This window comes from Dysosmobacter sp. Marseille-Q4140 (genome assembly GCA_018228705.1).
Classification (GTDB): domain Bacteria; phylum Bacillota; class Clostridia; order Oscillospirales; family Oscillospiraceae; genus Oscillibacter.
Genome location: CP073694.1, coordinates 966,615 through 992,100, shown reverse-complemented (window position 1 = coordinate 992,100; position 25,486 = coordinate 966,615). Strand labels below are relative to the sequence as shown.

Genomic DNA, 25,486 nt, shown 5'->3' with positions numbered 1-25,486 from the left:
GGTGTAATATGGCTGTTAGTTATAAAAGACTGTTCCACCTGCTGATTGAAAGAGATATGACAACAACAAAGCTTCAGCAGCAAGCCGGATTTTCCTCAAATATCATCCCCCGTATGAAGAAAAACGGGTATGTATCGTTAGACACCATTGAAAGTATCTGCCGCACGCTAAATTGTGGTGTGGATGATATTCTGGAATTTGTGCCGGGCGACGGCGAAAACGGAGGTGACAACAATGGCGAATAAACTGGAACTTACATGGTATGGAAAGGACGAGCCTATTCGCATCGAGCCTCGTCTGCTGATTGAGAATGCGGCGCTCTCCAACACCGCTGCCGACCCGGACACCGAGAATATGTTGATTCATGGTGATAACCTGTTGGCGCTGAAAGCTTTAGAGACCCGGTTTGCGGGTCAGGTGAAATGTATATACATAGATCCACCTTATAACATTGGCGCAATGAATGAGTATTATGAAGACTTGATTGAGCATTCCCTGTGGCTGAATCGTATGCGCCCCAGAATTGAAATTTTGAGAAACCTTCTTTGTGAGGAAGGTGTAATATTCATTCAAATCAGCGACGAAGAGCAGGCCTACCTCAAAATTCTGTGCGATGAAATCTTTGGTCGTGCTAATTTTGTTAACATGGTGTCCGTGAATATGAAAAACATTGCCGGTGCATCCGGTGGCGGTGAAGACAAACGCTTGAAGAAGAACTGTGAGTACATTCTTATCTATGCAAAGAAATACGATTTTCTTCCCCTATTCAATGGACCTTATGAGTATACAGAACTCTCTGTGATGATTCAGCAGTATCTCGCTGAAGGGAAGAGTTGGAAATATACCACAGTTTTGGTTGATCCGGGTGAAAAAGAATATATTGGTTCTACTGTCGATGGCGATGGCAACGAAATTAAGGTTTATAGAAGAATCAACCCTGTTATGATGTCCATCAAGCAGATTGCCAAGAGAGATGGCATAACTGAGGAGGATGCCTATCGAAAATATGGCATTAATATATTCCAGACTACAAATGCGCAATCCTCCATAAGAACGCGCATCATGGATTATCGCCAAGAAATGGGTATCGATGATGATGTCCTATCCATCGAGTATGTACCTCGCACAGGAAAGAATCGTGGCACATTATATGAACAGTTTTACAAAGGTGATAAATGTAGACTTTTCGTATGGTTGCGAGATACATCAGAAGTTATAGATGGCAAATTATATAAAAAGGATTTGCAGGGTACTTATTGGGATATGAATGCTTGGATGAAAAATGTGGCAAAGGAAGGTAGCGTTGATTTCCCTAACTCTAAAAAGCCAGAAAAACTGATTCAACAGATTATTGAGATGTGTACACAGCCTGGTGACCTTGTTTTGGATAGCTTTCTCGGCTCTGGCACCACTGCGGCTGTTGCACATAAACTTGGCAGAAGATACATTTGTGTTGAAATGGGCAATCATGCGTACTCTCTATGCAAGCCCCGTTTGGATAACATTATCAGCGGCACCGACAATAGCGGTATCACAAAGAGTGCTGAATGGATTGGCGGTGGCGGCTATCGTTTCTTTGAATTGGCCCCGTCTCTCATCAATCGTGACCCCTTTGATGAATATGTTATCAACGAAGAATATGATGCAGATATGCTTGCCGCTGCCGTGGCTCTGCACGAAGGTTTCCACTATCAGCCGGATGGAGGCTTGTTCTGGAAACAGTCCGTTGGCAACGAGAGCAGCTATCTCTTCGTGACCACACGGCATCTCAACTGCACCTATCTGGATTCTATCAAGGACACGATGGAGGATGGAGAATATCTCATCATTGCCTGCCGTTCCTTTGATAGCGGTCTGGACAAGGCATACAGCAACATCACCATCAAAAAAATTCCGCAGATGCTTCTCAGCCGGTGTGAATTCGGCAAGGCTGACTACAATTTGAACATCGTGCATCCGCCGGTATATGACGATGAGTGGGATGAGGAGGATCAGGATGAATAATTATTTTCCTCAATATACCACTGACTATATTAGCGGTGTCATGTCCCTGCGTAAACCGCAGGAGAAATCTCTCAAAATTCTGGAGGAAATCGTAAACAGTGTTATGCTCCGCAAGGGTATGAATTTGAAAGCCGCCCTTGGCGCTGTCCACGCTATGTACCCGATCTGCTCCGATTTTGAGCGTGATTTCATGTCACTGACCTTCGCCCTCGCCACCGGCGTTGGCAAGACCAGACTGATGGGTGCTTTTATTGCCTATCTGTATACTCAGCACGGAATCAAGAACTTTTTTGTCGTTGCGCCCAATGCCACCATCTACGATAAGCTGAAGAGAGACTTGAGTGATAACAGCAGCGCTAAGTATGTATTCAAGGGCCTCGGCTGTTTCAGTACTCCACCGCAGATTATTACGGATGATGATTACCGGGATAAGACCATATCTCTTTTTGAATCCGATATTCGCATCTTCGTATACAATATCGACAAGTTCAACAAGGAAGGCGCTAACATGAAAAAGGTGAACGAGGTCATTGGTGACTCGTTCTACCAGTATCTTTCCAATCTGCCGGATTTGGTGCTTATCATGGACGAATCGCACCATTATCGTGCAGAGAAAGGTGCACAGGCTCTTAACGAACTGAATCCGCTGCTCGGTCTGGAACTGACCGCTACACCGCTTGTGACCAAGGGGGCAAAGCAGGTGCCGTTCAAAAATGTAGTCTTTGAGTATCCGCTGTCCAAGGCTATCGAAGATGGCTATACCCGTACTCCGTTTGCGGTCACCCGCTCCGATATTGATTTTTATAATTTCGGTGATGAACAGCTTGATAAAATGATGCTTCTGGACGGCATTACCTGTCACGAAAGCACCAAACGCAAACTGGAGGTCTATGCCGCTAATCACGGCAAGCCTGTCGTGAAACCGTTTATGCTCGTTGTGTGCAAGGATACCGACCACGCAGCGTGGGTGGAAAGTTTCATCAAATCCGATGAATTCCGCAACGGTGCATACCGCAATAAGACCATCATTGTACACTCCAAGCAGAAAGGCTCCGAGACTGAGGCCAACACTCGTCTGCTCCTTGATGTCGAAAACCCGGATAACCCGGTGGAAATCGTCATCCATGTCAATATGCTGAAAGAGGGATGGGACGTTAATAACCTCTATACCATCGTGCCGCTTCGCACCGCTGCATCGAAAATCCTGCGTGAGCAGATGGTCGGCAGAGGTCTGCGTTTGCCGTATGGTGAGCGTACCGGGGACAGAGATGTGGATGCAGTCATGTTGACTGCTCACGATAAGTTCAACGATATTCTGGAAGAGGCTCAAAAGGGCGATTCTATCTTCAAGGCCGGTAATGTTATCAAGGTTGAGGAAATTGCGCCAGAGCAGACCACTTACACACAGTTGACCATTGAGCCTCCTACGGATACAACCCTCGATAAAGCCTATGAGCATACACAGTTGCCGAAAACCGATACCACGGATGCACTGCTGAAAAAGGCGGCTGAAATCATCAGCACCGAGGTTTCACACCATATTCAGCACACACCGGGCCATACTGTCACACCGGCACAGGCGCAGCAGATTGTGGAAACGGTCAAGCAGAAGGTTGTTGATGATAGGGACTTGGGCGAGATTTTCAAAGAAAACGAAATGCCTCTGGCTGCATGGATGCTCTATCAAACGGAAGAAACCCATCGTGCCGCCGTTAGCAAATTTATTCCTATCCCTCGCATCAAGGTTACCGATGCAGGCGTGGAGGAATATGTATTCTTGGATTTTGACCTCGATATGGCTGAATTTACCCATGTGCCTATCAAAAATGAACTCCTCGTGCAGAACTTGGAGGATATGCAGGACAGACAGCGTATCAAGGGTGAGGCAATCGATTTTGAGGGCTATAATCCGAAAAAGGTCATTCTGGAGCAGCTTCGCAAAAAACCAGAAATCGACTATGAAAAATGCTCCGCTCTGCTGTTCAAGCTGATCACGCAGGTCTGTGACTACTATGCAGACCGCTACGGTATCAATGGTATGCAGAATATTATAATGATGTACAAGCGTGACATCGGCAACAAAATCTATAAGCAGATGCTTCAGCACTTCTACTGCGAGAACGGATTCCTGCAGGAAGAAGTAATCGGCACCAGAGACTACAATCTGGAACAACATTACAACTATGTTGAGCGTGTCGGCCTTTTTTCTGCTTATACGGAAAAAATCCAGTCTGTCCTTTTTGATGGCATCAAAAAGGGTGTGTTTGACCGAGCCAAGTTTGATAGCCACCCGGAACTGCTTCTCGCACGGGTATTGGAATATGATACCGATGTGCAGAACTGGCTTCGTCCGGCACCGCAGGAATTTAATATCACTTATAATCACGGACACGGCTACGAACCGGACTTCGTTGTAGAAACCGAAAGCGTCATCTATCTCGTTGAGGTTAAGGGCGAAGATAAACTCAACGACCCGGATGTCATAGCCAAGAAAAAGCGCGGTATCCAGTACTGCGAAGTTGCTACCCGTTGGGGCAAGGCGAATGGTTATAAGGAATGGAAATATCTGTTCATTCCGTCCAAACAGGTCATGCCGAACTCCTCGTTTATGCAATTAGCAAAGCAGTTCCATACACTATAAAAGTAAAGGAGTTGAAAAACAATGTTATTGACTAAATTTCGTGTAACGGAGTTTCGTTCTGTGCAAGATAGCGGTTGGATTGATACCGAACAAATAACTGCTCTCATTGGCACCAACGAATCTGGTAAGACGAATATAATGCTTCCGCTCTGGAAACTCAATCCTGCAGCAGAAGGGCAAATTGATCTGCAAGATGATTTACCTCGTGACAAATATCATATTTATCGCAATGCACCACAAAAGCCGATTTTTATTCGTGCCCAATATGCATTGAGTACTGAAGAGCAAGCAGAACTCGCTGAAATCATCCAGTGTGATGTAGTAGCAGTGTCTGAAGTAATTATCTCCAGAGACTTTGACGGGAACTATACCTATGAATTCCCTAATGAACCTACACATGAAACTGAGGACGATGCCTTTGTTTCGATGGAAGGCGTTACAGAGTTCATTGATTCTCATATGCCGAAATATGTGTATTATTCGAATTATGGAAATCTGGATTCGCAGATATATCTGCCACAGGTTCTGCAGAATATGAATAAAACAGATCTTGGTGTAAAAGAGGCTGCAAAGGCGCGAACGCTAAAAACCCTATTTAAGTATGTGAACCTTGACCCAAAAGAAATTACCGAGATGGGTACTGAAACCAATGGTACTCCTAATGCCGCTCAAATTGATGCTACTGCCAAAAAGAAAAAGGAGAGAGAAATACTTCTGTCCTCGGCAGCTGCCGGCTTTACGAAATCGTTTAACGAGTGGTGGAAACAAGGAAATTACACCTTTGATTTCAAGGCGGACGGCAGTTATTTTAGAATTTGGGTTTCTGATTCTGTGCGCCCAGAACCTATTGAATTGGAGGCTCGCAGCACAGGACTACAGTGGTTCTTCAGCTTTTATCTTGTTTTTCTGGTTGAAAGTGAATTGCACCACAGGAATGCTATCCTTTTGTTGGACGAGCCTGGATTAACACTACACCCGTTGGCGCAAAAAGATCTTTTCCTGTTCTTTGAGAATTTGTCTCAGAGCAACCAGATGATATATACAACACATTCGCCGTTCATGGTTGATTCTAATCATTTGGAGAGAGTGCGCTCCGTTTATGTCGACGCATCTGGCAAAACTGTAGCAAGCGCCGATCTACGCGCGGCAGAACGCCTGAAAGGGAAAAATCAACCGCAGTCTATATATCCGGCTCATGCAGCTCTTGGGCTTTCTGTATCAGACACATTGCTGATAAATTGTAATCCCATCCTTGTCGAAGGAGAATCTGATCAGCTATACTTATCGGCTCTAAAAAACCTGTTAATTTCCAAAGGAAAGATTTCACCGTTAAAGGAAATTGTTTTTATTCCGACAGGTGGCGTAAAGGGCATCAAAGCTACTTCAGCAATTCTCTCCGGTGTGAATGAAGTTAAACCACCGGTGCTTATTGATGGAGATAAACCGGGCGTAAAAATGTTCAATGAGCTTAAAGCTGATTTCTATGCGGCAGATACAGATAAACTGATTATGGTTACAGATTTTTCAACTGTTCCCGAAGCCGAAGTGGAAGATTTACTGCCCAAAGCAAAATTAGCCAAAGTAATTGCACGCTTTCTTCCCCGACCCGAGGATACTGATGAAGAATTTGATGATGTCGTTGTAGACAATAAGCCGATTTGTAATCAGATTGAAGAGTTTGCCAAAGCACAAGGTATTGATCTTGGGGGTAAGGGATGGAAAGTTCGTTTGGCTGCTATGGTTAAGCGAGAGATTCTCAAAGGAACAGACAAGGTGATTTGTGAAAGCGACCCTGAATTCGCTAAAATCTTGGAACTGTTTACCCGTTTTTCGTAATTCTGACTGAAGAAGACCACACAGCAGATTCTGCAGCCTGTTGTGTGGTCTTTCTGCTCACAGTTTGTTATCTGGACTTATCGCATCTTCTATGGCATAGTGTCTGTAAGCGTCAAAAAAAGCGCCGGATTGAAGAAGGAAAAGGGATATGGGAAAATACCACCATAGCGCGGAGCAGGCGAAGGTAGCGTCAACTTGCCGGAAGTGCCGGGTAGTGCTGCAACTTTCCTGAAAGCCATGTACTTGCCCCAACTTGCCGGCAGTTTCGGATAGTGCCCTGACTTCCCGGAAGAAAGAGGCACAGCCCTCGTCCCCTCCGCAGAAGGGAAGGTGGCAAGATGGAGAAAAAGAGCATCCGAGAAGTAAAAGGAGAGTATCGGCTTGCCGAATGGGCGGGCCTGGTCCGGGAGTGCCGGCACAGCGGGCTGAATGTCATGACCTGGTGTGAGCAGAAAGGGATCACGACAAATCAGTTTTATAAATGGCAGCGGAAGGTATTTGACGCGCTGATGGAGCAGCAGGAGGCCCAAATTCAGAGCACAGGGCTCCAGGAACCGAAAGTACAGTTTGCAGAGCTGCCGCCTCCGGAAGAAGACGGGACTGCCCCGGATTGTTTGGCGGAGAGGCCCACAGAAGCGGTACGCCGGGCAGCAGTCATTGCCACGCTGCGTGTGGGCGGCGCTGAAATCGATATCTACGAAGGGGCCAATGCCGCAGTCGTGGAGGCGCTGTGCAAGGCGGTGCGCCATGCTGAGTGACTTCACAGGCGCAGACCGGGTATACTTGGCGGTGGGGTACACAGATCTGCGGAAGGGGATAGACGGGCTTGCATCCCTGGTACAGCGGCAGTTTGAGCTGGATCCATTCACGAACACCCTGTTTTTGTTCTGCGGGCGGCGGAGAGACAGGCTGAAAGCACTTTACTGGGAAAAAGATGGATTTGTGCTGCTATATAAACGGCTGGAGGGCGGGAACTTCCATTGGCCGCGCAGCGGAGATGAGGTGCGGCAGCTGACCTGGCAGCAGTACCGGTGGTTGATGGAAGGGCTGCAGATAGACCAGCCAAAGGCGCTGAAAGAGGTGGTTGGCCTGAGTGCGGTTTAGGGGCAAAAATTGAAAGTAAAATATCCGAAACGCCTTGAAAACACTGGTATTTCAAGGCGTTTCATGGTATAATTGATCCATGAAAAACGATTTGAAAACAGCGACAAGCAACACGGAAATGGTGACCATTTCGCGTGCGGAATATGACGCGCTGCTCCAGAAGAGCGAGGGGTATGCGGAGCTGAACCAGAAGCTGGAGTGGCTGATGGAACAGCTGCGGCTGGTGAAGAAAAAGACCTACGGTTCCTCCTCTGAACATACCCGAGAGGAGCTGATGGACCAGTTGAGCTTTGTCTTTAACGAGGCGGAGGCTTGGCAGGCCGCGGAGGAAAAAGCGCGGGAAACAACCACAGTGGCAGAGCATACCCGGAAAAAACGCTCGTCCCGGGTGGAGGAAGTGCTTCCGGAGGATGTGCCGGTTGAAGTGGTGGAGCACTATCCGGATGAGGCGGCCCAGGTCTGCCCGGAGTGCGGCAGCCAGATGTCCATGATTGGCAAAGAGGTGCGGCGGAGCCTGGTGATGATCCCTGCCCAGGTAAAGATCCGGGAAGATGTATACTATACTTATTCCTGCCAGCGATGCAAAAAGGAGAGTACAGAAACTCCGGTCGTAAAGGCAAAAAGGGTTCCGGCCGTGATCCCCGGCAGCTATGCGTCCCCGGAGGCGATAGCCCACATCATGGTGCAGAAGTTTGTAATGGGGTCCCCGCTGTACCGGCAGGAGCAGGAGTGGAACCGGGCCGGGGTAAAATTGTCCCGGCAGACGATGAGCAACTGGATCCTGCGGGCAGCGGAGGACTGGCTCCGGCCAGTATATGACCAGCTCCACCGGGAATTGGTGGGGCGGGATGTGCTGCACGCGGATGAGACCACCCTGCAGGTGCTGCGGGAGCCGGGGAGATCTGCCCAGTCCAAGAGCTATATGTGGCTTTACCGGACGGGGTGCGATGCGGAGCATCCCATTGTACTGTATGAATACCGGCCGAACCGGAAGGCGGAGAATGCGGCGGCATTCCTACAGGGGTTTACCGGGTATCTGCATGCGGACGGCTACTCAGGGTACCACAAGCTGCCCGGAAGCATCCGGGTAGTTGGATGCTGGGCCCACGCACGGCGGAAATTTGACGAGGCGGTGAACGCTCTGCCCAAGGGGGAACAGGCGGGATGTGCAGCCCTGGAGGGACAGCGGTTCTGTAACCAGCTGTTCTCCATAGAGCGGGAAATTGCCGGCCTTCCATTTGAAGAACGATGTATCCAGCGGCAGAGCCGGGCAAAGCCGGTCCTGAACGCTCTGTTGTCATGGGCAGAACGCAGTAAGGCGCCGCCAAAGTCCGCTTTGGGGAAGGCAGTGTATTATCTGAAAGAACAGTGGCCGTATCTGATCCGCTATCTGGAGGACGGGCGGCTGGAAGTGAGCAACAACCGGGCTGAACGCAGCATAAAGCCTTTCGTAATGGACCGGAAGAACTTTCTGTTTGCCAATACACCCAACGGGGCACAGGGCAGCGCAATCATTTTCAGCTTGATTGAAACGGCAAAAGAGAATGGGCTTGATCCATACCGCTATTTGGTCTATATCATGACCAATGCGCCGGTGCTGGAAGATAAGGGTAAGGAGTGGGCAGAAAAATTGCTGCCGGAATACGCACCGGATGAGTGCCGGACTTATTCCATACAAAACCAAAAGGATATTTGATGGGATGGGCCGGTTTCTTACTGGCCCATCTTATTATATTGGATGACAAAATTCTGCTTTTTTTGCAACCCGACACAGGTGCCGTGTTGTTTGGGCAGTATTTCCTCTAAAATGACAACGGGAAGTATCCCGTTAAAAATTTTGTAAGGAGGAGCTACTATGAAAAAAAAAGCAGATTCCGACAAGAGTGGGCGGAGGTCATCCTGAGAATCCACTTCAGCAGGCGCGTATAAAGGCCGGCGTCTCCCAAGAGGAAATTGCGGAAGAACTCGCCTGCGACATACGCACAATCCAGCGGTACGAAGCTGGAGAGCGATTCCCAGACTGGAACGAACTGTTAAAAATGAGGGCTCGTTATTCCTGCGGATTTGCTGACCTGTTCCCGGGGGAAGAACAATGATGGGAACGGGCAGAAAAGAACGGGGGAGATCTAAAACTCAGACGCAAACATCCCTTCCCCCGGCGATCTTTACCAACCTTCTCCTCATCCTTGCTGGCTACCGTATGAAGATGCCCGTAACGGAGGTCATGCTCTTTCCCGATGGTAACAGTTACTATGTTTGTCCCAGATGCCATATAACTATGGAACGGGAGTTTATGAACTTCTGTGACCGGTGTGGCCAGCACTTGGATTGGAAGGGCTACAAAAAAGCCAGAATCGTATATCCTGGCCAGCGTAACATCCTACATACCTGATTCATTAAAACGCAGGAGCGGAGGATAATCCTCCGTTCCTGTGTTTTTTATTTGACGCTTACTAGTGTCTCGCTGCAAGGAGGTGTGATATGGGTAACATACTTGAAGAGTTCTGGTATGGGAATATAAATCCCCAGGAACAGAGCAAGGAAAGTAGCCGGTCAATCAAAGAACTGCTCAAGCTGATGGGACGAAACCGTGATCGCTTGCACGATTCCATGACAGAAGAGCAACAGGAGACTCTCGAAAAATACGATGACTGCGTCAATGAAATGTACGGCTTAATCGAACTGGAGATATTCTCCTATGCTTTCCGGCTCGGAGGTAGGCTTATGCTTGCCACGCTGATGGACAGCGGTGAGGATGCCTAAAGCAGAAAAAGACCACACAGCCGACGTTGTAGTCAGTTGTGTGGTCTTTCTGTTGGCACCGCTTGAGGACGTCACTCAAAAATTATCGTTGTTTTCAATAATCCCTAAGTGAACGCTCTAAAAGAGAGATCCTTTCCATGCGCTTGTGGCCTGTCGGTCGGGGTTGGGTTGACACGGCCCGGTTTCCGAGGCCGGCGGTGAAATAAAAAAGTACCCAAGCAGCCATTGCGGCTCTCGGGTACTTTGGAACACGGCGACTATGACTGCTCAGGCGCAGACATCAGAAACTGTTGTAATCATTATAGTCTGCCCAGCCAGAAATGGCAAGAGGGGAATGAAACTAAGGGTTCTGTTTTAAGTGGATACAAAGCAGCGCCGACCCGGTAGAATCGGGCGGCGTTGTTTTGAAATTCAATCAAATGTGTTTCATCAGGCGCGTTTGGGATAATATCCCTTTTCGGCCATTCGGATTACAAAATCACGCTCATCCGAATCAGCGTCCGCAAATACAATGTTGTACCGTTTGCAGACCTGCCGGAAGTAAGCCAAGTACCCCAACTCCTCCTCCGTTGAAGGAGCAACATAGCTGGTGGGTGCAGCTAATTCATCCAAACGGGAAAACTTGTCTTGAGCCGTGCTTATTCCTCCTTCAAATAACGTGAGAATATTGAGGCGTCAAACAGTTCCCTCCTACCTTTTTTGTATAGGATAACACAAAGGACTCAAAAAATCAAAAGAACTTGCTGAAGTACACAGCGCATTTTCCTATGTAATTCTGCATGGAGCTTCTGAGAATTGAGTAATCCTCGCTCAAAGCGCATCCAATCGCCCTGCAGCTGAAAATATGAAACAGATATGAAGTGAATGAGAAACGGATATGAAACCGAGGGTATAAAATAACAAAAAGGTTTCCCCTCACTGAACAGTAAACACTGCGTGAAATACTGCTGAGGAGCCTGCATAGGGTGAACACGGGCCGCTCCCGTGAAAAAAGGGCATTGCTCCTCAAGATGGAGCAATGCCCTTCATGCTTTTTCAAGGCGAAAACATGGTTACGCCTTCTCATCCGGCGTGTCCTCCTGCCGATGCTGGTCGAGGATCGTATCAATTATGGCCGCAATGAGCTTGCGCTCTCTCGGGGTACACTGCAGGAACAGGCGGGCCAGCCGCTCGCACTCGTCATCCGCCTCCTGCTGTGAAGCGTAGATCACAGTGTTGGCAGATGCGCCCATACCCCGGATGAGCTTCACCAGTACGTCGGCCTTTGGAATTTTTTCGCCCAATTCGATGGCTGCCAGATACCGTGAAGTGATGTCGGCCCGTTCAGCGGCTTGATCTCTCGTATAGCCGAGCCGCTCCCGCTCCGCACGCAGCTGCATGCCGCAGCCCTTGAATTCATCATTTGTTACCACCAATGGTTCACCTCCGACTCACATTCTATGTTGTGCAGAAATCAGGTGAAATGCTCCACTGGTGGCGTAATTTCAGTTCTAATGGTTCATCACAGGAAAAAGGTGGGAAGAGAATGAGACTGAATACGCTGATAGAGTAGCAGTACGTCCCGATGCAGCAGATCGGCCGGAGCATCTGAAAAAAGCCGGCTTGACCGGCGGCCACTCTGTCTGTGTCAACAATGAACCAATAGTTCTGAATAATCGACACCAAACCGTCAAGCAAGGAATTTGCTTGGCGGTTTTTATCATGTGTGGCAAAATCGCCGCCCACTTTCGGGGAAAGGAGCGAAAGGGGACGAAGAAACCGCCTCCGCGGGTAGGGGAGGAGGTGATTTGATGGAGTCCACACAGAGCACCCAGAGAAGAGTCCGTTACCAATTTGAAATCTTCTGCATGAAGGTCATCGACGGGGAGCGGTGTGATTACCTCCGAAAACTGATGAAGAAGATGGAATGGGAGTCCTCCTTTTCCGATTTGCCGGAAACCGTGCTGACGAGCCTCTGTACTTTTGACAGCAATCCGGCGGAGCAGTATATCTTCCACGTCTACGGTCATCAGATCCCGATCCGCAATGACCGCCTGGCGGAGATCCTCCTCGCGCTCGGCGACGAGGGGTACAGCATCCTGCTGCTGTACTACTCCCTCCAGCTCAAGGATCGGGAGATCGCCTCGCTCCTGGGCCTGTCCCGGTCCAAGATCCAGAAGGACCGGAAGCTCCTGTTCAACGAGTTGAAGAAGCGGATGGTGGAGTAAGATGAAAAGAAAGAGCAATATCCCGGAAGAGAAGCTGCTGCCCTATGACGCCATCTGCGCCGCGACCCGTGGCGACCCGGATGCGATGGCCGAGGTGCTCCGGCACTTCGACGGCTACATATCGCTGCGGGCCACACGGATCTTCTACGACGAGTATGGCCAGTCCTACCGCGGCGTGGATGCGGAACTGAAGCAGCGCATCCAGGACAAGCTGACCGCCCGCATCATGGAGCGGTTCAGACCTGATTGAAGATCCCCGACATCCCGGGGCGGGTATACGGCGTCCCCTCCGTCTGCCCGCCCCGGGCATATCACGCGCCATAAGGTAAATTATGTTGCAAAACCGGCCCGTCATCCGTGTAATAGAGCAGGTGGATGCAACATAATTGATGCGTCCGGCCGAGAACCTCAATTCAACATAATTTATGACCGGGGAGGGCCGAAGGATGCTGGATGGATTTTGCGAGTACCTGCGCCGGCAGGGGAAGTCGGAGAACACGGTGAAGGCGTACTGCCAGGGCATGAAGGAATATATGCGCTGGCACGAGGAGACCTTTGGGAAGCGGATGAAGATGTTCCTGCGGGCCAATGTGCTGGACTACATCTCCTACCTGCGCACGGTGAAGGGGCTGAGCAACCGCTCGGTCAACGCCAAGCTGGCCAGCCTGCACAGTTTCAACCTCTACCTGATCGCCGCCGGCTATACAAAGGAGGTGGTCCTGGACAAGCAGGACTATTTGAAGGTGCAGCTGGCCTATGCCAGCCCCAGTACGGTGAGCCGGGAGGAGGTGGAGCGGTTCCGGCAGGAGATCCTGGAGCACTGCGGCGTCCGGGACTATGCAATCGTCACCATCCTGGCCTACGCCGGATTGCGGATCAGCGAGTGCCTGGCGCTCAGGGTGGAGGACATATCCCTGCCGGCCCGGGAGATCAAGGTACGGCATGGCAAGGGGGACAAGATGCGGGTGGTGTACTTCGGGGATAAGGTGGTCAACGCGGTGCGGGAGTACCTCAGAAACCGGCCGAAGACGGAAAATCCCTATCTGTTCCCCGGGCGGGGTGACAGCCACCTGACCCGGAGCCAGGTCAACCGGATCTTCAACGAGCATTCGGAGTCCATCACCCCGCACACCCTCCGCCACTTCTTCTGCTCCAATGCCCTGGAGAATGGATACACCATTGCCGATCTGGCAAACCAGGCGGGCCACTCCAATGTCCACACCACGCTGCTCTACACCAACCCCACCCGGGAGAAGATGAAGGAGAAGGCGAACCGCCTCTGAGCGATTTAAGCGTCCTATATATAATAAGGTAGGGAACAAGCAGAGGACCCAGCGCGAGGCGTGAGGAAAGGATGTGTAGAATTGATGGAAGAACTTTTTTACAGCGAGCAGCACCGGGACTTCTACCGCCACCATGTGGACGGCGGCGCAGACCCCTATTATCGCGCGCTCGTCTACCTGCTCGGTATGACGGAGGAGACACGCGCCAACTTTTCCCGGTGCTTTGACGGGGAGGCAAGGATGATCCGGCCGGCCGCCCTGGAGGAGGGCTGGCAGACGGGCGGTACAGCGAGGATCGTACGCATGGCCTTCAATCTCTGGAACGGGTGGTGCTACGAGTCGGAGGAGGAGGCGCAGGATGGCCGGATGTCCGAGGCTTTCACGCCGGACAATCTGTTCTGCTGTGAATTTGCCCCCTACTTCTATGAGGCAGTCAAGCTGCGCTATCCAGAATATACGGACCACCCCCGGAAGTGAGTTGTCCAAGCCGGCAGGGCCCTCCGACAGATGGGAAGCCCTCCGGAACACGGCGTGCCCTGGAGGCGAACCCCACGCCGCAGGCTGAATAACATAAATTATGCGGACTTTATGACATTAAATACACTTTTTCGGTTGACTATTTGATAGAAAGCGATATACTGATAGTATCAAATGGTCGAGGGGGAGTGTGGCGATGAAGCGATATGCAATCAACCGCCTGCAGGAGTGGAAGGAGGATCCGTACCGCCTGCCTATGATCATCCGCGGCGCGCGGCAGGTGGGGAAGACCTGGCTGATGCAGGAGTTTGGCCGGACTGCGTTTGAGCAGTGCGCCTATATCAATTTTGACCGCAATGAGCGGATGCAGAACCTGTTCTCCGGCGATTTTGATGTGGATCGGATCCTGCGTGGCCTTGCCATCGAGAGCGGGGTGGAGATCGACCCGGAGAATACTTTGATTATTCTGGACGAGATCCAGGAGGTGCCGGCCGCGCTGCAGAGCCTGAAATATTTCTGTGAGGATAGCCGGCACAGATACTATATCCTGGCTGCCGGGTCGCTGCTGGGGATCACCATGCACGAGGGCACGTCCTTCCCTGTGGGCAAGGTGGACAGCATGGAACTCTACCCGCTTTCCTTCACCGAGTTTCTGTCCGCCACAGGCAATGAACAACTGCTCGGCCTCCTGGAGCAGCGGGACTTCGAAATGGTCTCCGCCTTCCGGGACAAGTACATCGACTTGCTCAGAACGTATTACTTTGTGGGTGGGATGCCGGCGGCGGTGAACGCCTACCTGCCCAAGCAGAGCCTGACTGCCGTGCGCCGGGTACAGAAGCGCCTGATCTCAGACTACGAGCAGGACTTTTCCAAGCATGCTCCGACGGCCGTCATTCCCCGCATCCGTACGGTATGGGACGGAATCCCTTCTCAGCTCGCCAAGGAGAATAAGAAATTCATTTACAGCGTCCTGCGGGAGGGGGCCCGGGCCAAGGACTTTGAGCTGGCCATCCAATGGCTGATCGACTGCGGATTGTGCTGCAAGGTCGGCAGGGTGACCAAGGGCGCCGTTCCCTTGAAGGCATATCAGGACATTCCGGCCTTCAAACTGTATCTGGTGGATGTTGGCCTGCTGGCGGCGATGACGGATCTGGACGCCAAGACGCTGCTCAAGGGCAACGCAATCTTCACCGAGTTTAAGGGAGCGCTCACAGAGCAGTATGTCTGCCAGCAGCTCGTTTCCGATCTGGGCGCCACGCCCTACTACTGGTCGGCGGAGAATTCCTCCGGAGAGGTGGACTTCGTCCTCCAGCACAGCGGGAATGTGATCCCGCTGGAGGTCAAGGCGGAGGAGAACCTGCAGGCCAAGAGCCTGAAGCACTTTGTCGCCGGCAATGAGCTGCCTTTCGGCGTCCGCACCTCCATGTCCGACTACCGCAGGCAGGAGAAGCTCATCAATCTGCCCCTCTATGCGCTCTCCCAGCTCTGGGAGGTCTGCGACGCATTTAACTGAAACGGGGGCGGGATCCGCGCCCGCCTAATCTGAATTTGCCTCAGCCGGGAATGCCTGAGAGGTGATGCGTACGATGGAAAATGAAAACCGGGAATATATCCTGCGCGTCTATGGGGCGCTCCAGGAAAAGGGGTATAACGCAGTCGGCCAGATCGTCGGTTATCTGTTGACAGAGGACCCCACCTATATCACCAATCACCTCGACGCCCGCAGGCTCATTCGGAAGATTGACCGGTATGGCCTGCTGGCGGATATTGTAGCCAACTACTTTGACGATACCGAGGAGCATGTCAGCGGGGGAGCGCCCGCAGGGCAACATCAGTTTGAGCGGAGCGAAGCAAGCCTCTGATTTGTCTACGAATCAGAAAAAGAGGATACCGGGATCCTCCCTGATTGGGAAGACCCCGGTATGCTGATATGGCAAAAGCCCAGCACCTCCAAGGTACTGGGCTTTTCATCATGTCTTCAGATCCAATGTAAAACCACTCCGGCCTTGGCAAAAACCTATTCGCTATCTGCCGCAGCACTTCTTGTATTTTTTGCCGCTCCCGCAAGGGCATGGATCATTCCTGCCAATCTTCGGCTTCTTCTCTCCCACCGGCTTTGCAGGGGCTGCCTCGGCCAGTTCCTTCAGGAGGCTCAGCCGCAGCTGTTCGCTGGGCAGGTCAGCCTCCATGATCCCTCGCCGCAGCTCCTCTGCATTCATACTTCCTTCCGCAAGCGCCTTCTTGATATTCGGGCCGAACGACAGCGTCTGGGGCATCTGTTCTTCACAAGGCAAGAGGTCGAAAAGCTCGTTGGGGGTATAGCCACGGTTGCTCTGCATCCTGGTGGTGTTGTGGAAAGCCTGATATCGTTCGATGAAAGTTTGGAAATCCCTCCGACGAGGAAAGTGGACACCCATCGCCGTCAGCCGCTCCTGGACCTGCGGGAAATCGGCATCAGCGCAGCGGATACCGAAGACGAGTTCATCAAAGACCTCAGCCTTTTTCCACTCTGGCAGCTGCAGCCGAGTCTCTATGAACTCCCGCATCTGATTTGTTTCCTCTGTCGGCTCACAGTAGAAGGCGTCATCGTAGGCCAGCAGTTGGGCTTTCGATGGAACATAGTAGGGCTTTCCCTGCTGACTTTTCAGGAGTGCATGGTATCTGTCCAACCCATCACCAATGAGCGAGACATCTATGATCTCTCGGTCCAGGACATCTTTGAGTTTCCCGTCCACATAGAGTTCGTCAAGGCCCAGGATATAGTAGTCCTCGCACTCATGGCGGGCGATTTCCGAAAAGGCCAGGAACTCGTCCCGCGTCACCAGTTTCGGGCTTTGAGAAGAGATAATCTCATATGCTTTCCGAAGGGGAATGATCCCATAGAGGTTAGCCATCGCATTGAAGTACTTCCTCAGCTGTCGTGAAGTCGTATCCTTCAGTGGGATCTCCCGGTACTTGGAGTTTAGTTCCCGTCGTTTATAAGGCTCCGGGAAGTCGATATAGAATTGTCCGTCTTTTATCATTGCCTTGCCTCCAGAGAACAGGGGACATTGGAGCGGATTTTGCGCAATTCTCTCACCTTGAATTATAACGGCGATACAAACATATGGCAAGACTACTCCTACCAGAAGTCAGTGCCAAAATGGAGGGTCGCGGTATGCCTCCTGCGCATGGGGATTAGTCTGTCAGGAAAAATCTCGGTGATGTATAAACTTTTTCGTGTTACACACGAAAAAGTGTTGTTATTCGAGGCCCAGTTTGGTATACTATAGCAAAGGGGGTGGCGTAATGATTTTAAGACCTTCCTATATTGAGGCGATTGCCCCGTTCATCGACCAGCCGCTGGTGAAGATCCTGGCTGGGGTGCGGCGCTGCGGGAAGTCCACCATCTTTGAGATGCTGGCTGACGAACTGCGGCGTCGTGGGGTGCCGGAGGACCGAATCATCAAGAAGCGCTATACAGAAATGGATATTCCGGCGGATATTTCCGCCAAGGACATGTACGATGATCTGAAGCTGCAGATACAGGGGAAGGGCCGCTGCTATCTGCTGTTAGATGAGATCCAAGAGGTCAAGGGCTGGGAGAAGACGGTCAACAGTCTGCTGGAGGGGGCTGACGTGGATATCTACGTTACCGGCTCCAACTCCAAACTGATGTCCAGTGAGATCTCCACCTACCTCACTGGACGCTATGTTTCCATTCCGGTCTACCCGTTGTCCTTCCGGGAGTTCCTGGACTTTAAGGCAGGCGATCCCCGGACGCCGAAAGAGTTGCTGGAGGATTTTATCCGCTTCGGTGGGTTTCCCATCATCGCTCTTGGTAGATATGATACCCAGAGCGCCTACCAGATCGTCAATGGCATCTATCACACAGTTGTCTCCCGGGATATTGTCAAACGGCACCGGATCAACAAGCAGGATCTGTTCGACCGGGTAGTGAAGTATTTGATGGAAAACATGGGCAAGACCTTCTCGGCCAGCTCCATCACCAAGTTCCTGCGCAATGAGCACCGCACGGTCTCTGTGGAGTCCATCTACAACTACCTGCGCTGGCTGGAGCAGGCGTTCATCATCTACCCCTGCCACCGCTATGACATCCAGGGGAAGGCTGTCCTGGCTACCCAGGAGAAGTATTATCTGGCTGACGTCACATTGAAATACTGCCTCCTGGGCTACGACCGGAAGATGCTGGACGGGGCCTTGGAGAACATCGTGTTCCTGGAGCTGAAGCGCCGGGGCTACGAGGTCTATATTGGGAAGAACGCCGCCAAAGAAATCGACTTCATCGGTATCCGGCGGGATGAGAAGATCTACGTCCAGGTCTGCGTCCAGCTTCCGGAGAACTCTGACCGAGAGATTGGCAATCTCATGGAGATCCAAGATCACTACCCCAAATACGTGGTCACCACAAACAGCCTGGATGTAGGCAACGAGAATGGCATTCGAATCGTCCATCTGGCAGACTTCCTGCTTGATGAGCAGTGGTGATTTCCCCGGTTCAATAAGTTGTCCCTGCGGATTCACCGCCAGAATAACATAATATGTACAGGTCCTGAGCGTCCTGCACCTGAACAGAGAAAAGCGGGGGCCCTCCCAAGTTTGGGAAGGCCCCCGCTGCCTGATTGTCAGGTGTGTTCGGTTTTGATGGTCACAGTGTAGCGGATTCCTGCGTGCTGCAGTTCCCAGGGGCCGTCAAAGCTGTCGCCCGGCTCCGTGCAGCACAGCTGGCTGCCATCCTCATCGAACAGGACTGCTTCCGTCCAGGACGGTTCATCCTGGCATCCACAGCACTTTATATCCATCTGCTTCCCGTCAGCGAACTGGACGGTGTAGGTGATGGTATGATCCTCACTCTGGTACGCATCCTCAGATGCGGCGTGCAGGTAGCCGTTGATCTGCTCCATCGCATCGCGGGGGATCTCCAGCTCAGCGGTGCAGCCCAGGCTTTTGACATGAACGGCAGCTTGACGCTGCGCAGCGGTGTATTCTTCCCAGATCCGCCGCAAATCTGTCTTGGCTTCTGCGATGTGCTCCAGCACCTGCTGGTCCATCCGCACACCGTTGTCGTGGAAGTCCACGATGATGTCGCCGTGCCGGGACAACAGGACATTGGCCACCACGCGGCCCTCCTCATCATCGTCGCCCGTCTCCCATGCGTCAATGGAAACTGCGGCGAGCAGGGGATCGCCGGCCCGATGGTTGAGTCCGTTTTCGACCGCCTCACCCCAGATGTAATCGTGTCTGATTTCTGCAAACTGCATTTGTGATTCCTCCTCTAATGGCTATTCTGTGTTCAGTATGTGTGGCGGATGACAAATTCTGTGCAGCCGTCCTCCACGGTGATAGAGGGGCCCCGGTCAAAGACTTTGGAAAAGCGGCAGATGCCGTCCCGGTTATAGGCGCAGTCCTTGGACTCGCATTCAAGGCAGTCATCTTGAATGGGCTTGACTTCCTGGACAGCATGTTCCTCCTTACCGCCAGTGCCGGGGAGTTTCTCAAAGTAATAGGGGGTCCCAGCCTGAAAGGGGTAAAACGTAAAGCTATCATCGCTCCAGCTCCTGATGGCGAAACCTCCCTTTTTCTTACTGAGCACCACCCGCTTGGACTTGGAGAACAGGAGGGAGATATGGCTGGCGCTGTACCGGCTGTTGAACTCGACCAGCTGCATGATGTAGGATTTGTCGGTTTCCTTCACATCCACGACGATGTGATAGGCCTTCAGGAAGTCGTCTTTGTTCTCGGCCAGATAGCGGCCGCACAGCCGCTTGGGTTCACTGTTCATCATGGCCGCAAGCCATCCTTTCCTTGTATTCGCAATCCAGAAATTCTTCAAAGCAGGGCCAGATCTCGGAGCCGAACCCATAGCCAAACTCCCAGTCGGCAAAGATGTCGGGCAGAGACATGTCTGGTGACTCCTCCCGGAGCTTTTCCAGTTCTGCCACAAGGTGCTGGAGCGTGTACCCGTGCGCGAGCATCCACTCCAATTTGAACCGCTCGTACACAGCAGCCGGTGAATTATCATTTTTCATATGGAACCTCCTCAATCAGATGTCCGATGGTTTGGCGTGCTTGTCCTGACGGCGTCATGCGCTCAGTTCTTCGCGCCTGAGGCGCCCGGAAGTCCAGGGACCCGCATAGAGCCCTATGGTGGGCAGATGGTTTAGAAGGCACCGCGCGATCCCTGTCAAGTACCGCTGGTAGCACCTGGCCTGGAGGGCCGCGTAGGACCGGCCCTGCGGCGGCTCTTTTTGGATCAGCTCCACAGCAAGCGACCAGTTGTTGTCCTCCAGACAGAGGTAAAAGAGAGGGCTCTCCAGGATGGCCTTCTGGCTCCGGGAGATCCACAGGTCTGGGCAGGTCTTGCTGAAGTTGGGGAACATCCGCAGGAAGTCGCTGGTGAAGGAGTCCAGGATCTCCTGCTGTACAAACTGTGTGGCCAGGTCATCAAAGATCCAGTCGCCGCCCGTCAGTTCCCCGTAGTCCAGATCGCGCAGGAATCTGGCCTCGGCGGAGCCGTCCGGGTCGCAGTCCTTATGGCGGAATACATGGATGTCATCGTAGTCGATGAAATAGAGGCCCTCATATTTTCCGAACACGCAGCAGTTGCTGATACCCAAGTCAATCACTCCTTTTCGTTTGAGATATCTATGTGATCGGCACGCTCCGGAGCGCACCGCAGAACAGGGGGGCCCCGGCCGTGGCCAGGATCTATATAAAAAAGCACCTGAAGAGATTTCCTCAGATGCTTTGTGGCGCGCTCATCCAGTTTTTTGCCCAGAAACAGAAAAAAGCGCCCAAAGGCCAATGCGGCCTTCAGACGCTGTGAAACACGGCATACTTTAATTGCCTCAGGCAATTTCTGATACTGAACATATTTATTATACCGCAGAGAGTGTGGATTGGCAATACGGGGATGATTTTATCCTTGCAGATTGGGGCATCATTTGTTATACTGATACTAATTGATACTACAAAATATCGGAGGCGATATGGGATGGATGCCGGGCTGTTTACAAAGATGCTTTCGGATAAGAGCGTGACGGACTTGAAGAAACTGAAATACAAATACCCACAGGCAGATCTCGCAGAGTTTGTCAGCCTGCTGAAAGGCAGCTTTTATCATGCGCTGCCCCTAAAGGATTTCGATGGGGGGCAGATGGTCTATTTGGAGAGTGTCGCGCAGGTGCGGCTCTCTGCGGCCCGGGTGCTGCTTACACCGCAGGACAGCAGCCAGCCCTATGGCATCAAGGCGATGGAGGAGGAGATCGTATCGACGCTTTCCATTGAGCAGATCGACACGTCCCGTGACAGCGTCCGGAAGATACTCTCCGGTTATGCACCTGCGAATGAATCAGAAAAACGGATTTACGCCATGAAGAAGGGTCTGGAATTTATCGTGGATCCGGCCCATCAAATCAGCGAAGAGAACCTTCACCAGCTGTACGAGATGACCATTGGGGCGCTTCTCCCTGAGGAAGACCGTCTGCCGCCGGGCAATCTCTACCGGAACGACAGCGTCTACGTGGTGGGCGACAAGGTGGAGCACACGGGCCTGAATTGGAAGAAACTCCCGGAGTACATGGGCGCTCTGATTGAATTTGCCAATATGGACGGCGATATGAATGACCTGCTGAAGGCTGCGCTGCTCCACTTCGATCTGGCCTACCTGCATCCCTACTTTGATGGGAACGGAAGAATGGCGCGGCTGCTACACCTGTGGTATCTGGTGCAGCGCGGATATTCCTCTGCTCTGTTTGTTCCGCTGTCCGGATTCATCGAGCGGAGCCGGAAGGGATACTATGACGCATACACGCTCATCGAACAGAATGCCCGGATCAGCGGCGTCCTGGATGTGACGCCCTTCCTGGTGTATTTCATCGAAAATGTCTACCACAAACTGAGCAATGCGCTCCCGGCGGCCTCAACAACGGAGTATTTTCAGGCGGCTCTGGCCTCGGGTAGCGTGACAGAGAAGGAAAAGGACTTGTGGCAGTTCGTACTGTCCGCCTATGGCGGAGGGGAGTTCTCTACAAAGCAGCTGGAGCGGGATTTCGGCAGCGCCGCCTATGCTACCATCCGCAGTTTCGTCCTGAAATTCGAGGGGATGGGCCTCCTGCGCAGGACAAAGTATGGAAACCGGGTCAAATACAGCGTCAAGTGAGACTCCGAGCCAGAAATTACTTTTCTCGGATCGCTGCGTTGCCAGTTCCACCGCGGAGAATACGGAAGGTGCGACCAGGATTGCGATATCTTCTATGCCGAGTGCTTTCAGCCATCTTTGGAGCTGTCCGGCGGACCGGGTTGTTTTTGAAGCGAGTCAAGTTCCGCCTCTACGTCCTGGCTGGTGAGGATCACTGGCTCATACCCAGAAGCAGTCATATGTTTGACACCGTCCAACAAGGCTTCCCGCTTTCCGGCGCCGGTGTTGTGTCTCAGATCAGTCTTCACAATTATTCCTCGTTTCTATCAGTGTATGGGCTACCACATCGCAGATGGCTGCGTGGAAGATAGCCAGGGCCGGACTGCGCACCGTTTGTGCCCTGTCAGTCCATATGATAGCATGGTTATAAGAATTCGGCAATTAGGGCGATATCTGTTTTATAGACAGTTTGACGATTGCTGATGAGCAGTTCATAACGCGCCCACGAGAGGGAATAGAGGGCTTGCGTAGAAGTAGTCCTGAGGATTTCCTTAGCAGTAACGTCTTTTGGCGCTGCGCCCCTGTTCGGCCAGTGCCTGGCTGCATGAACTGCTTGCAATTCCCAAACCAATCAGATATAATACGGACATACAGTATCAGCAGTTTGCCTGAGGCAAATACAGTTTCTGTGTTTCAAAGTTCCCAGAGGTCGTGCCGACCTTTGGGAACTTTTTTGCTTTCATCGGATTTTCTATCATAATTCCATCTGAAACAGTATGTTACAAGGCACATGAGCATTCAAGCTCATGTGCCTTTTTATATAGATACCCCAGGCGGCGGAGCCGCAAAAATAAGAAAAGGAGTTGAAAAGCAAATGCCCAATGAAACAAATGTTGGAAAACCGCAAACCATCTCTGAGAAACGTGCCATAGAACTGATCAATGCCATGATCGACCAGATGTTCAATGATGCCGGCGGCCACACCCATGAAGTGATTAACAAACTTTTTAGAGCCGGCTTCACTGAGGAGGAACTGGTGGGGACCTTCTATCTCCAGGAATCGGACGTGGCGGACTGCCTGGACGAGATGGATGATGACGAGGAGGAGTGACTATGGCGGATGAAAAACTGCGCCTGCTGCTCTTTGAGGAATGTGACCGGGACTGTCCCGGTTGCTGCAACAGGGACTGGGATCTCCGATCCCTTCCGGTCTGCAGGGACTTTACGCCCTACCAGGTCATCATGCTCACGGGCGGAGAGCCGATGCTGCATCCGGAAATCATCCGGGAGGCTGTAGCGGAAATCCGCGCCCAGACCCAGGCGCCCATCTATCGCTACACGGCGAGGACACAGGGCCTTGATGAACTGATGCCGATCCTTGACGGAGTGACGCTGACCCTGCATGAACCGGGCGACTGCCTGCCCTTCTGGCGCTTTGACCAGTCCACGCAAAGTTTAGACGGGAAATCGCTCCGGCTGAATATCTTTGAAGAGGTGGGGCCGGTTGCAAGCAGCGAGAGATGGCAGGTCAAAGATCACATGGCCTGGATCCCTAACTGTCCCTTGCCACAGGGTGAGGTGCTGATGCGGTTTCGGCCGTATGGAGGCTGAGCGAAAATGAAAATCCATTATGCTTTCATGCCGGCTCCAGGGGTCTATGTTTCAGATCTTGAGTACCATGAGCACGGTCCGCATGCCGGCTATATCACGGCCCACACCACATTCCACGGCAAATATGTCCGTGATACTGTTTTCCGTGTGTATGACCCGAGGAATGAGCATGGGATGTGCTTGGTGCGGATAGAGCAGTCTTATTTTCACCCAGCCGCACGTAAACACTGGGCAAAAATTGAGCAGGGGTTTCGGGATGCCTGCTGCTTATTTGGACTGGAGCCGCCCAAAAACGAAAAGACACCGTTGGAACCTGAAAATAGGGGAGGTATCGGAGTATGATCCCGAAAATCACACAAGACGCGCCCAATATTGTACAGCGGTATTGGTGCTCAACCTGCGGCCGGTCCCTGCCGGCCCCCGACCAGCATGACGACCAATGGCGCTTCTGCCCGAGGTGCGGGGAGCCTATCGAATACGAGAAGGCAGAACCGGTCCAATGGCGGGAGCAAAACTGCGAAAAGTGCGGCCGCCCCTTGATCCAACTGGTGCAGGACCGCAGGCCTTTCTTCCGGGCGAATTATGAGTATGTAGGCGCTTCGCTCTGCAGAGACTGCCTGGAGGAACACTGTGTGCAGACCAACTGCCTGCAGTGTGACATTGGAAATTGGCCAGGCTGCCGCTACGCCGACATCAAGCGGCAGGGGCTACAGAAGGCAAAAGAAGGCGGTGAGGCTGATGTCTGATCAGCACAGGGAGGTCATAGACCGTTTCACTGGCCCTTACGCTTTCCTGAGTAATTTCCACCCTTGCCGCGTGACCTTCTACGGCATGACCTTTCCTTCCGTGGAGGCGGCTTTTCAAGCGGCAAAGTGTGCGGACCACCGGGATCGGGCGCAGTTTCTGGCCATGACGCCTGAGCAGGCAAAGCGCCGCGGGCGCCAGATCCGGATGCGGGATGACTGGGATGCGCGGAAACGGACCATCATGCACAACCTGCTCGTTCACAAATTCAGCGAAAATCCTGACCTGATCCCCAAACTGCTTGCCACCGGCAGCGCGGTCTTGGTGGAGGGCAACACCTGGCACGATAACTATTGGGGCTGCTGCACCTGTTCCCGTTGTGGAGGCAGGCGCGGCCGGAACAATCTGGGGCGCTTGCTCATGGAGCTGCGCGCAGATTATATGGCGAGTTATAAGGAGGACGGTAGAACATGAATTATTGCCTCACTATGGAGCAGACCCGCCGCATTGCGGTGTGGTTTGACGCGGACAGCGATGAGGAGGCTGAGAAGAAGGCACGGGAGATCTATCACAATACTCCGTCAAAGGACTTTGAGGCGGGGGATGACGAGAGAGACTGCGCGCTTTCTAACCGGGATACGAACACGATGGTGTTTGACTGGAGCTGAGTTATGCC

Annotated in this window: 30 protein-coding genes and 1 pseudogene; 23 read left to right on the top strand and 8 right to left on the bottom strand. The window is 52.1% G+C overall.

Going from position 1 to position 25,486, the window contains the following annotated elements; translation table 11 throughout:
* The first annotated feature begins 8 nt into the window (after nt 1-8).
* From KFE19_04930 to KFE19_04890, 9 genes are all read left to right on the top strand, one after another.
* Complete coding sequence (locus tag KFE19_04930; protein ID QUO38858.1) at nt 9-245, top strand: helix-turn-helix transcriptional regulator; 237 nt, start codon at nt 9-11, stop codon at nt 243-245.
* Nucleotides 235-2,004: a site-specific DNA-methyltransferase gene (locus tag KFE19_04925; protein ID QUO38857.1), complete on the top strand. Its 1,770-nt coding sequence runs from the start codon at nt 235-237 to the stop codon at nt 2,002-2,004. The genes KFE19_04930 and KFE19_04925 overlap by 11 nt, the downstream gene beginning before the upstream one ends.
* Nucleotides 1,997-4,645 (top strand): DEAD/DEAH box helicase family protein, encoded by a 2,649-nt coding sequence (locus KFE19_04920; GenBank protein ID QUO38856.1) that lies wholly within the window; start codon nt 1,997-1,999, stop codon nt 4,643-4,645. Before KFE19_04925 ends, KFE19_04920 begins: the two co-directional genes overlap by 8 nt.
* Nucleotides 4,646-4,666: 21 nt before the next feature.
* Nucleotides 4,667-6,481, top strand: coding sequence for an AAA family ATPase (locus KFE19_04915; protein QUO38855.1), 1,815 nt, complete (start codon nt 4,667-4,669; stop codon nt 6,479-6,481).
* A 338-nt stretch (nt 6,482-6,819) separates the two neighbouring features.
* Entirely contained in the window at nt 6,820-7,239 is a 420-nt protein-coding gene (locus KFE19_04910; protein QUO38854.1) for a hypothetical protein, read from the top strand.
* Nucleotides 7,229-7,585 (top strand): IS66 family insertion sequence element accessory protein TnpB, encoded by a 357-nt coding sequence (tnpB, locus tag KFE19_04905; protein ID QUO38853.1) that lies wholly within the window; start codon nt 7,229-7,231, stop codon nt 7,583-7,585. The genes KFE19_04910 and tnpB overlap by 11 nt, the downstream gene beginning before the upstream one ends.
* A gap of 79 nt (nt 7,586-7,664) precedes the next feature.
* Complete coding sequence (locus KFE19_04900; GenBank protein QUO38852.1) at nt 7,665-9,281, top strand: IS66 family transposase; 1,617 nt, start codon at nt 7,665-7,667, stop codon at nt 9,279-9,281.
* Nucleotides 9,282-9,468: 187 nt separating this feature from the next.
* A complete protein-coding gene (locus tag KFE19_04895) occupies nt 9,469-9,681 on the top strand; it encodes a helix-turn-helix transcriptional regulator (protein ID QUO38851.1) in 213 nt (70 codons plus the stop codon).
* 385 nt (nt 9,682-10,066) lie between these two features.
* Nucleotides 10,067-10,348, top strand: coding sequence for a hypothetical protein (locus KFE19_04890; GenBank protein ID QUO38850.1), 282 nt, complete (start codon nt 10,067-10,069; stop codon nt 10,346-10,348).
* A 429-nt stretch (nt 10,349-10,777) separates the two neighbouring features.
* On the opposite strand, the gene KFE19_04885 is transcribed toward KFE19_04890, so the two are convergent.
* The gene (locus KFE19_04885; protein QUO38849.1) at nt 10,778-10,960 is read right to left on the bottom strand and encodes a hypothetical protein; all 183 of its coding nucleotides are present in this window, start codon (nt 10,958-10,960) and stop codon (nt 10,778-10,780) included.
* Nucleotides 10,961-11,400: 440 nt separating this feature from the next.
* Entirely contained in the window at nt 11,401-11,760 is a 360-nt protein-coding gene (locus tag KFE19_04880; GenBank protein QUO38848.1) for a helix-turn-helix transcriptional regulator, read from the bottom strand.
* Nucleotides 11,761-12,138: 378 nt separating this feature from the next.
* On the opposite strand from KFE19_04880, the gene KFE19_04875 reads away from it, so the two are divergent.
* The 6 genes from KFE19_04875 to KFE19_04850 all read left to right on the top strand — a co-directional run bounded on the left by KFE19_04875 (nt 12,139) and on the right by KFE19_04850 (nt 16,177).
* Nucleotides 12,139-12,555: a sigma-70 family RNA polymerase sigma factor gene (locus KFE19_04875; GenBank protein ID QUO38847.1), complete on the top strand. Its 417-nt coding sequence runs from the start codon at nt 12,139-12,141 to the stop codon at nt 12,553-12,555.
* A gap of 1 nt (nt 12,556) precedes the next feature.
* Nucleotides 12,557-12,805: a helix-turn-helix domain-containing protein gene (locus tag KFE19_04870; protein QUO38846.1), complete on the top strand. Its 249-nt coding sequence runs from the start codon at nt 12,557-12,559 to the stop codon at nt 12,803-12,805.
* A gap of 175 nt (nt 12,806-12,980) precedes the next feature.
* On the top strand, nt 12,981-13,838 hold the full coding sequence (locus tag KFE19_04865; protein ID QUO38845.1) for a tyrosine-type recombinase/integrase: 858 nt from the start codon (nt 12,981-12,983) through the stop codon (nt 13,836-13,838).
* An 84-nt stretch (nt 13,839-13,922) separates the two neighbouring features.
* Entirely contained in the window at nt 13,923-14,315 is a 393-nt protein-coding gene (locus KFE19_04860; protein ID QUO38844.1) for a hypothetical protein, read from the top strand.
* A 196-nt stretch (nt 14,316-14,511) separates the two neighbouring features.
* Nucleotides 14,512-15,828 carry an ATP-binding protein gene (locus tag KFE19_04855; GenBank protein QUO38843.1) on the top strand — a complete coding sequence of 439 codons (1,317 nt, stop codon included), beginning with the start codon at nt 14,512-14,514 and terminating at the stop codon, nt 15,826-15,828.
* Between the two features lie 64 nt (nt 15,829-15,892).
* On the top strand, nt 15,893-16,177 hold the full coding sequence (locus tag KFE19_04850; GenBank protein ID QUO38842.1) for an IreB family regulatory phosphoprotein: 285 nt from the start codon (nt 15,893-15,895) through the stop codon (nt 16,175-16,177).
* Nucleotides 16,178-16,339: 162 nt separating this feature from the next.
* On the opposite strand, the pseudogene KFE19_04845 reads toward KFE19_04850, so the two are convergent.
* Nucleotides 16,340-16,432 (bottom strand): annotated as a pseudogene (locus tag KFE19_04845) (SEC-C domain-containing protein).
* Between the two features lie 1,171 nt (nt 16,433-17,603).
* Here KFE19_04845 and KFE19_04840 point away from each other — a divergent pair.
* Complete coding sequence (locus KFE19_04840) at nt 17,604-18,803, top strand: ATP-binding protein (GenBank protein ID QUO38841.1); 1,200 nt, start codon at nt 17,604-17,606, stop codon at nt 18,801-18,803.
* Between the two features lie 137 nt (nt 18,804-18,940).
* Here KFE19_04840 and KFE19_04835 read toward each other — a convergent pair whose 3' ends face one another.
* From KFE19_04835 to KFE19_04820, 4 genes are read right to left on the bottom strand one after another with little or no spacing between them, the layout of a single operon-like run.
* A complete protein-coding gene (locus KFE19_04835) occupies nt 18,941-19,576 on the bottom strand; it encodes a hypothetical protein (GenBank protein QUO38840.1) in 636 nt (211 codons plus the stop codon).
* Between the two features lie 32 nt (nt 19,577-19,608).
* Complete coding sequence (locus KFE19_04830) at nt 19,609-20,100, bottom strand: hypothetical protein (GenBank protein QUO38839.1); 492 nt, start codon at nt 20,098-20,100, stop codon at nt 19,609-19,611.
* Entirely contained in the window at nt 20,087-20,344 is a 258-nt protein-coding gene (locus KFE19_04825) for a hypothetical protein (protein ID QUO38838.1), read from the bottom strand. Before KFE19_04825 ends, KFE19_04830 begins: the two co-directional genes overlap by 14 nt.
* A 54-nt stretch (nt 20,345-20,398) precedes the next feature.
* The gene (locus KFE19_04820; GenBank protein ID QUO38837.1) at nt 20,399-20,932 is read right to left on the bottom strand and encodes a hypothetical protein; all 534 of its coding nucleotides are present in this window, start codon (nt 20,930-20,932) and stop codon (nt 20,399-20,401) included.
* A gap of 377 nt (nt 20,933-21,309) precedes the next feature.
* Here KFE19_04820 and KFE19_04815 point away from each other — a divergent pair, with 377 nt between their 5' ends.
* The gene (locus KFE19_04815) at nt 21,310-22,476 is read left to right on the top strand and encodes a Fic family protein (GenBank protein QUO38836.1); all 1,167 of its coding nucleotides are present in this window, start codon (nt 21,310-21,312) and stop codon (nt 22,474-22,476) included.
* A 107-nt stretch (nt 22,477-22,583) separates the two neighbouring features.
* Here the strand turns inward: KFE19_04815 and KFE19_04810 are convergent, their stop codons facing one another.
* Nucleotides 22,584-22,763, bottom strand: coding sequence for a hypothetical protein (locus KFE19_04810; GenBank protein QUO38835.1), 180 nt, complete (start codon nt 22,761-22,763; stop codon nt 22,584-22,586).
* Nucleotides 22,764-23,329: 566 nt separating this feature from the next.
* On the opposite strand from KFE19_04810, the gene KFE19_04805 reads away from it, so the two are divergent.
* The 6 genes from KFE19_04805 to KFE19_04780 are packed head-to-tail and all read left to right on the top strand — an operon-like array spanning nt 23,330 to nt 25,478.
* Entirely contained in the window at nt 23,330-23,566 is a 237-nt protein-coding gene (locus KFE19_04805; protein QUO38834.1) for a hypothetical protein, read from the top strand.
* Between the two features lie 2 nt (nt 23,567-23,568).
* Nucleotides 23,569-24,066: a hypothetical protein gene (locus tag KFE19_04800; protein QUO38833.1), complete on the top strand. Its 498-nt coding sequence runs from the start codon at nt 23,569-23,571 to the stop codon at nt 24,064-24,066.
* A gap of 6 nt (nt 24,067-24,072) precedes the next feature.
* Complete coding sequence (locus tag KFE19_04795; protein QUO38832.1) at nt 24,073-24,408, top strand: hypothetical protein; 336 nt, start codon at nt 24,073-24,075, stop codon at nt 24,406-24,408.
* Nucleotides 24,405-24,812, top strand: coding sequence for a hypothetical protein (locus KFE19_04790; GenBank protein ID QUO38831.1), 408 nt, complete (start codon nt 24,405-24,407; stop codon nt 24,810-24,812). The genes KFE19_04795 and KFE19_04790 overlap by 4 nt, the downstream gene beginning before the upstream one ends.
* The gene (locus KFE19_04785) at nt 24,805-25,284 is read left to right on the top strand and encodes an NADAR family protein (GenBank protein QUO38830.1); all 480 of its coding nucleotides are present in this window, start codon (nt 24,805-24,807) and stop codon (nt 25,282-25,284) included. The genes KFE19_04790 and KFE19_04785 overlap by 8 nt, the downstream gene beginning before the upstream one ends.
* Nucleotides 25,281-25,478 carry a hypothetical protein gene (locus KFE19_04780; protein ID QUO38829.1) on the top strand — a complete coding sequence of 66 codons (198 nt, stop codon included), beginning with the start codon at nt 25,281-25,283 and terminating at the stop codon, nt 25,476-25,478. Before KFE19_04785 ends, KFE19_04780 begins: the two co-directional genes overlap by 4 nt.
* Nucleotides 25,479-25,486: the final 8 nt, after the last annotated feature.

Coding starts and splice junctions, on each gene's coding strand:
- KFE19_04930 (QUO38858.1), top strand. CDS start 9: ATGGCTGTTAGTTATAAAAGACTGTTCCACCTGCTGATTGAAAGAGAT.
- KFE19_04925 (QUO38857.1), top strand. CDS start 235: ATGGCGAATAAACTGGAACTTACATGGTATGGAAAGGACGAGCCTATT.
- KFE19_04920 (QUO38856.1), top strand. CDS start 1,997: ATGAATAATTATTTTCCTCAATATACCACTGACTATATTAGCGGTGTC.
- KFE19_04915 (QUO38855.1), top strand. CDS start 4,667: ATGTTATTGACTAAATTTCGTGTAACGGAGTTTCGTTCTGTGCAAGAT.
- KFE19_04910 (QUO38854.1), top strand. CDS start 6,820: ATGGAGAAAAAGAGCATCCGAGAAGTAAAAGGAGAGTATCGGCTTGCC.
- tnpB (QUO38853.1), top strand. CDS start 7,229: ATGCTGAGTGACTTCACAGGCGCAGACCGGGTATACTTGGCGGTGGGG.
- KFE19_04900 (QUO38852.1), top strand. CDS start 7,665: ATGAAAAACGATTTGAAAACAGCGACAAGCAACACGGAAATGGTGACC.
- KFE19_04890 (QUO38850.1), top strand. CDS start 10,067: ATGGGTAACATACTTGAAGAGTTCTGGTATGGGAATATAAATCCCCAG.
- KFE19_04875 (QUO38847.1), top strand. CDS start 12,139: ATGGAGTCCACACAGAGCACCCAGAGAAGAGTCCGTTACCAATTTGAA.
- KFE19_04870 (QUO38846.1), top strand. CDS start 12,557: ATGAAAAGAAAGAGCAATATCCCGGAAGAGAAGCTGCTGCCCTATGAC.
- KFE19_04865 (QUO38845.1), top strand. CDS start 12,981: ATGACCGGGGAGGGCCGAAGGATGCTGGATGGATTTTGCGAGTACCTG.
- KFE19_04860 (QUO38844.1), top strand. CDS start 13,923: ATGGAAGAACTTTTTTACAGCGAGCAGCACCGGGACTTCTACCGCCAC.
- KFE19_04855 (QUO38843.1), top strand. CDS start 14,512: ATGAAGCGATATGCAATCAACCGCCTGCAGGAGTGGAAGGAGGATCCG.
- KFE19_04850 (QUO38842.1), top strand. CDS start 15,893: ATGCGTACGATGGAAAATGAAAACCGGGAATATATCCTGCGCGTCTAT.
- KFE19_04840 (QUO38841.1), top strand. CDS start 17,604: ATGATTTTAAGACCTTCCTATATTGAGGCGATTGCCCCGTTCATCGAC.
- KFE19_04835 (QUO38840.1), bottom strand. CDS start 19,576: ATGCAGTTTGCAGAAATCAGACACGATTACATCTGGGGTGAGGCGGTC.
- KFE19_04830 (QUO38839.1), bottom strand. CDS start 20,100: ATGATGAACAGTGAACCCAAGCGGCTGTGCGGCCGCTATCTGGCCGAG.
- KFE19_04825 (QUO38838.1), bottom strand. CDS start 20,344: ATGAAAAATGATAATTCACCGGCTGCTGTGTACGAGCGGTTCAAATTG.
- KFE19_04815 (QUO38836.1), top strand. CDS start 21,310: ATGGATGCCGGGCTGTTTACAAAGATGCTTTCGGATAAGAGCGTGACG.
- KFE19_04805 (QUO38834.1), top strand. CDS start 23,330: ATGCCCAATGAAACAAATGTTGGAAAACCGCAAACCATCTCTGAGAAA.
- KFE19_04800 (QUO38833.1), top strand. CDS start 23,569: ATGGCGGATGAAAAACTGCGCCTGCTGCTCTTTGAGGAATGTGACCGG.
- KFE19_04795 (QUO38832.1), top strand. CDS start 24,073: ATGAAAATCCATTATGCTTTCATGCCGGCTCCAGGGGTCTATGTTTCA.
- KFE19_04790 (QUO38831.1), top strand. CDS start 24,405: ATGATCCCGAAAATCACACAAGACGCGCCCAATATTGTACAGCGGTAT.
- KFE19_04785 (QUO38830.1), top strand. CDS start 24,805: ATGTCTGATCAGCACAGGGAGGTCATAGACCGTTTCACTGGCCCTTAC.
- KFE19_04780 (QUO38829.1), top strand. CDS start 25,281: ATGAATTATTGCCTCACTATGGAGCAGACCCGCCGCATTGCGGTGTGG.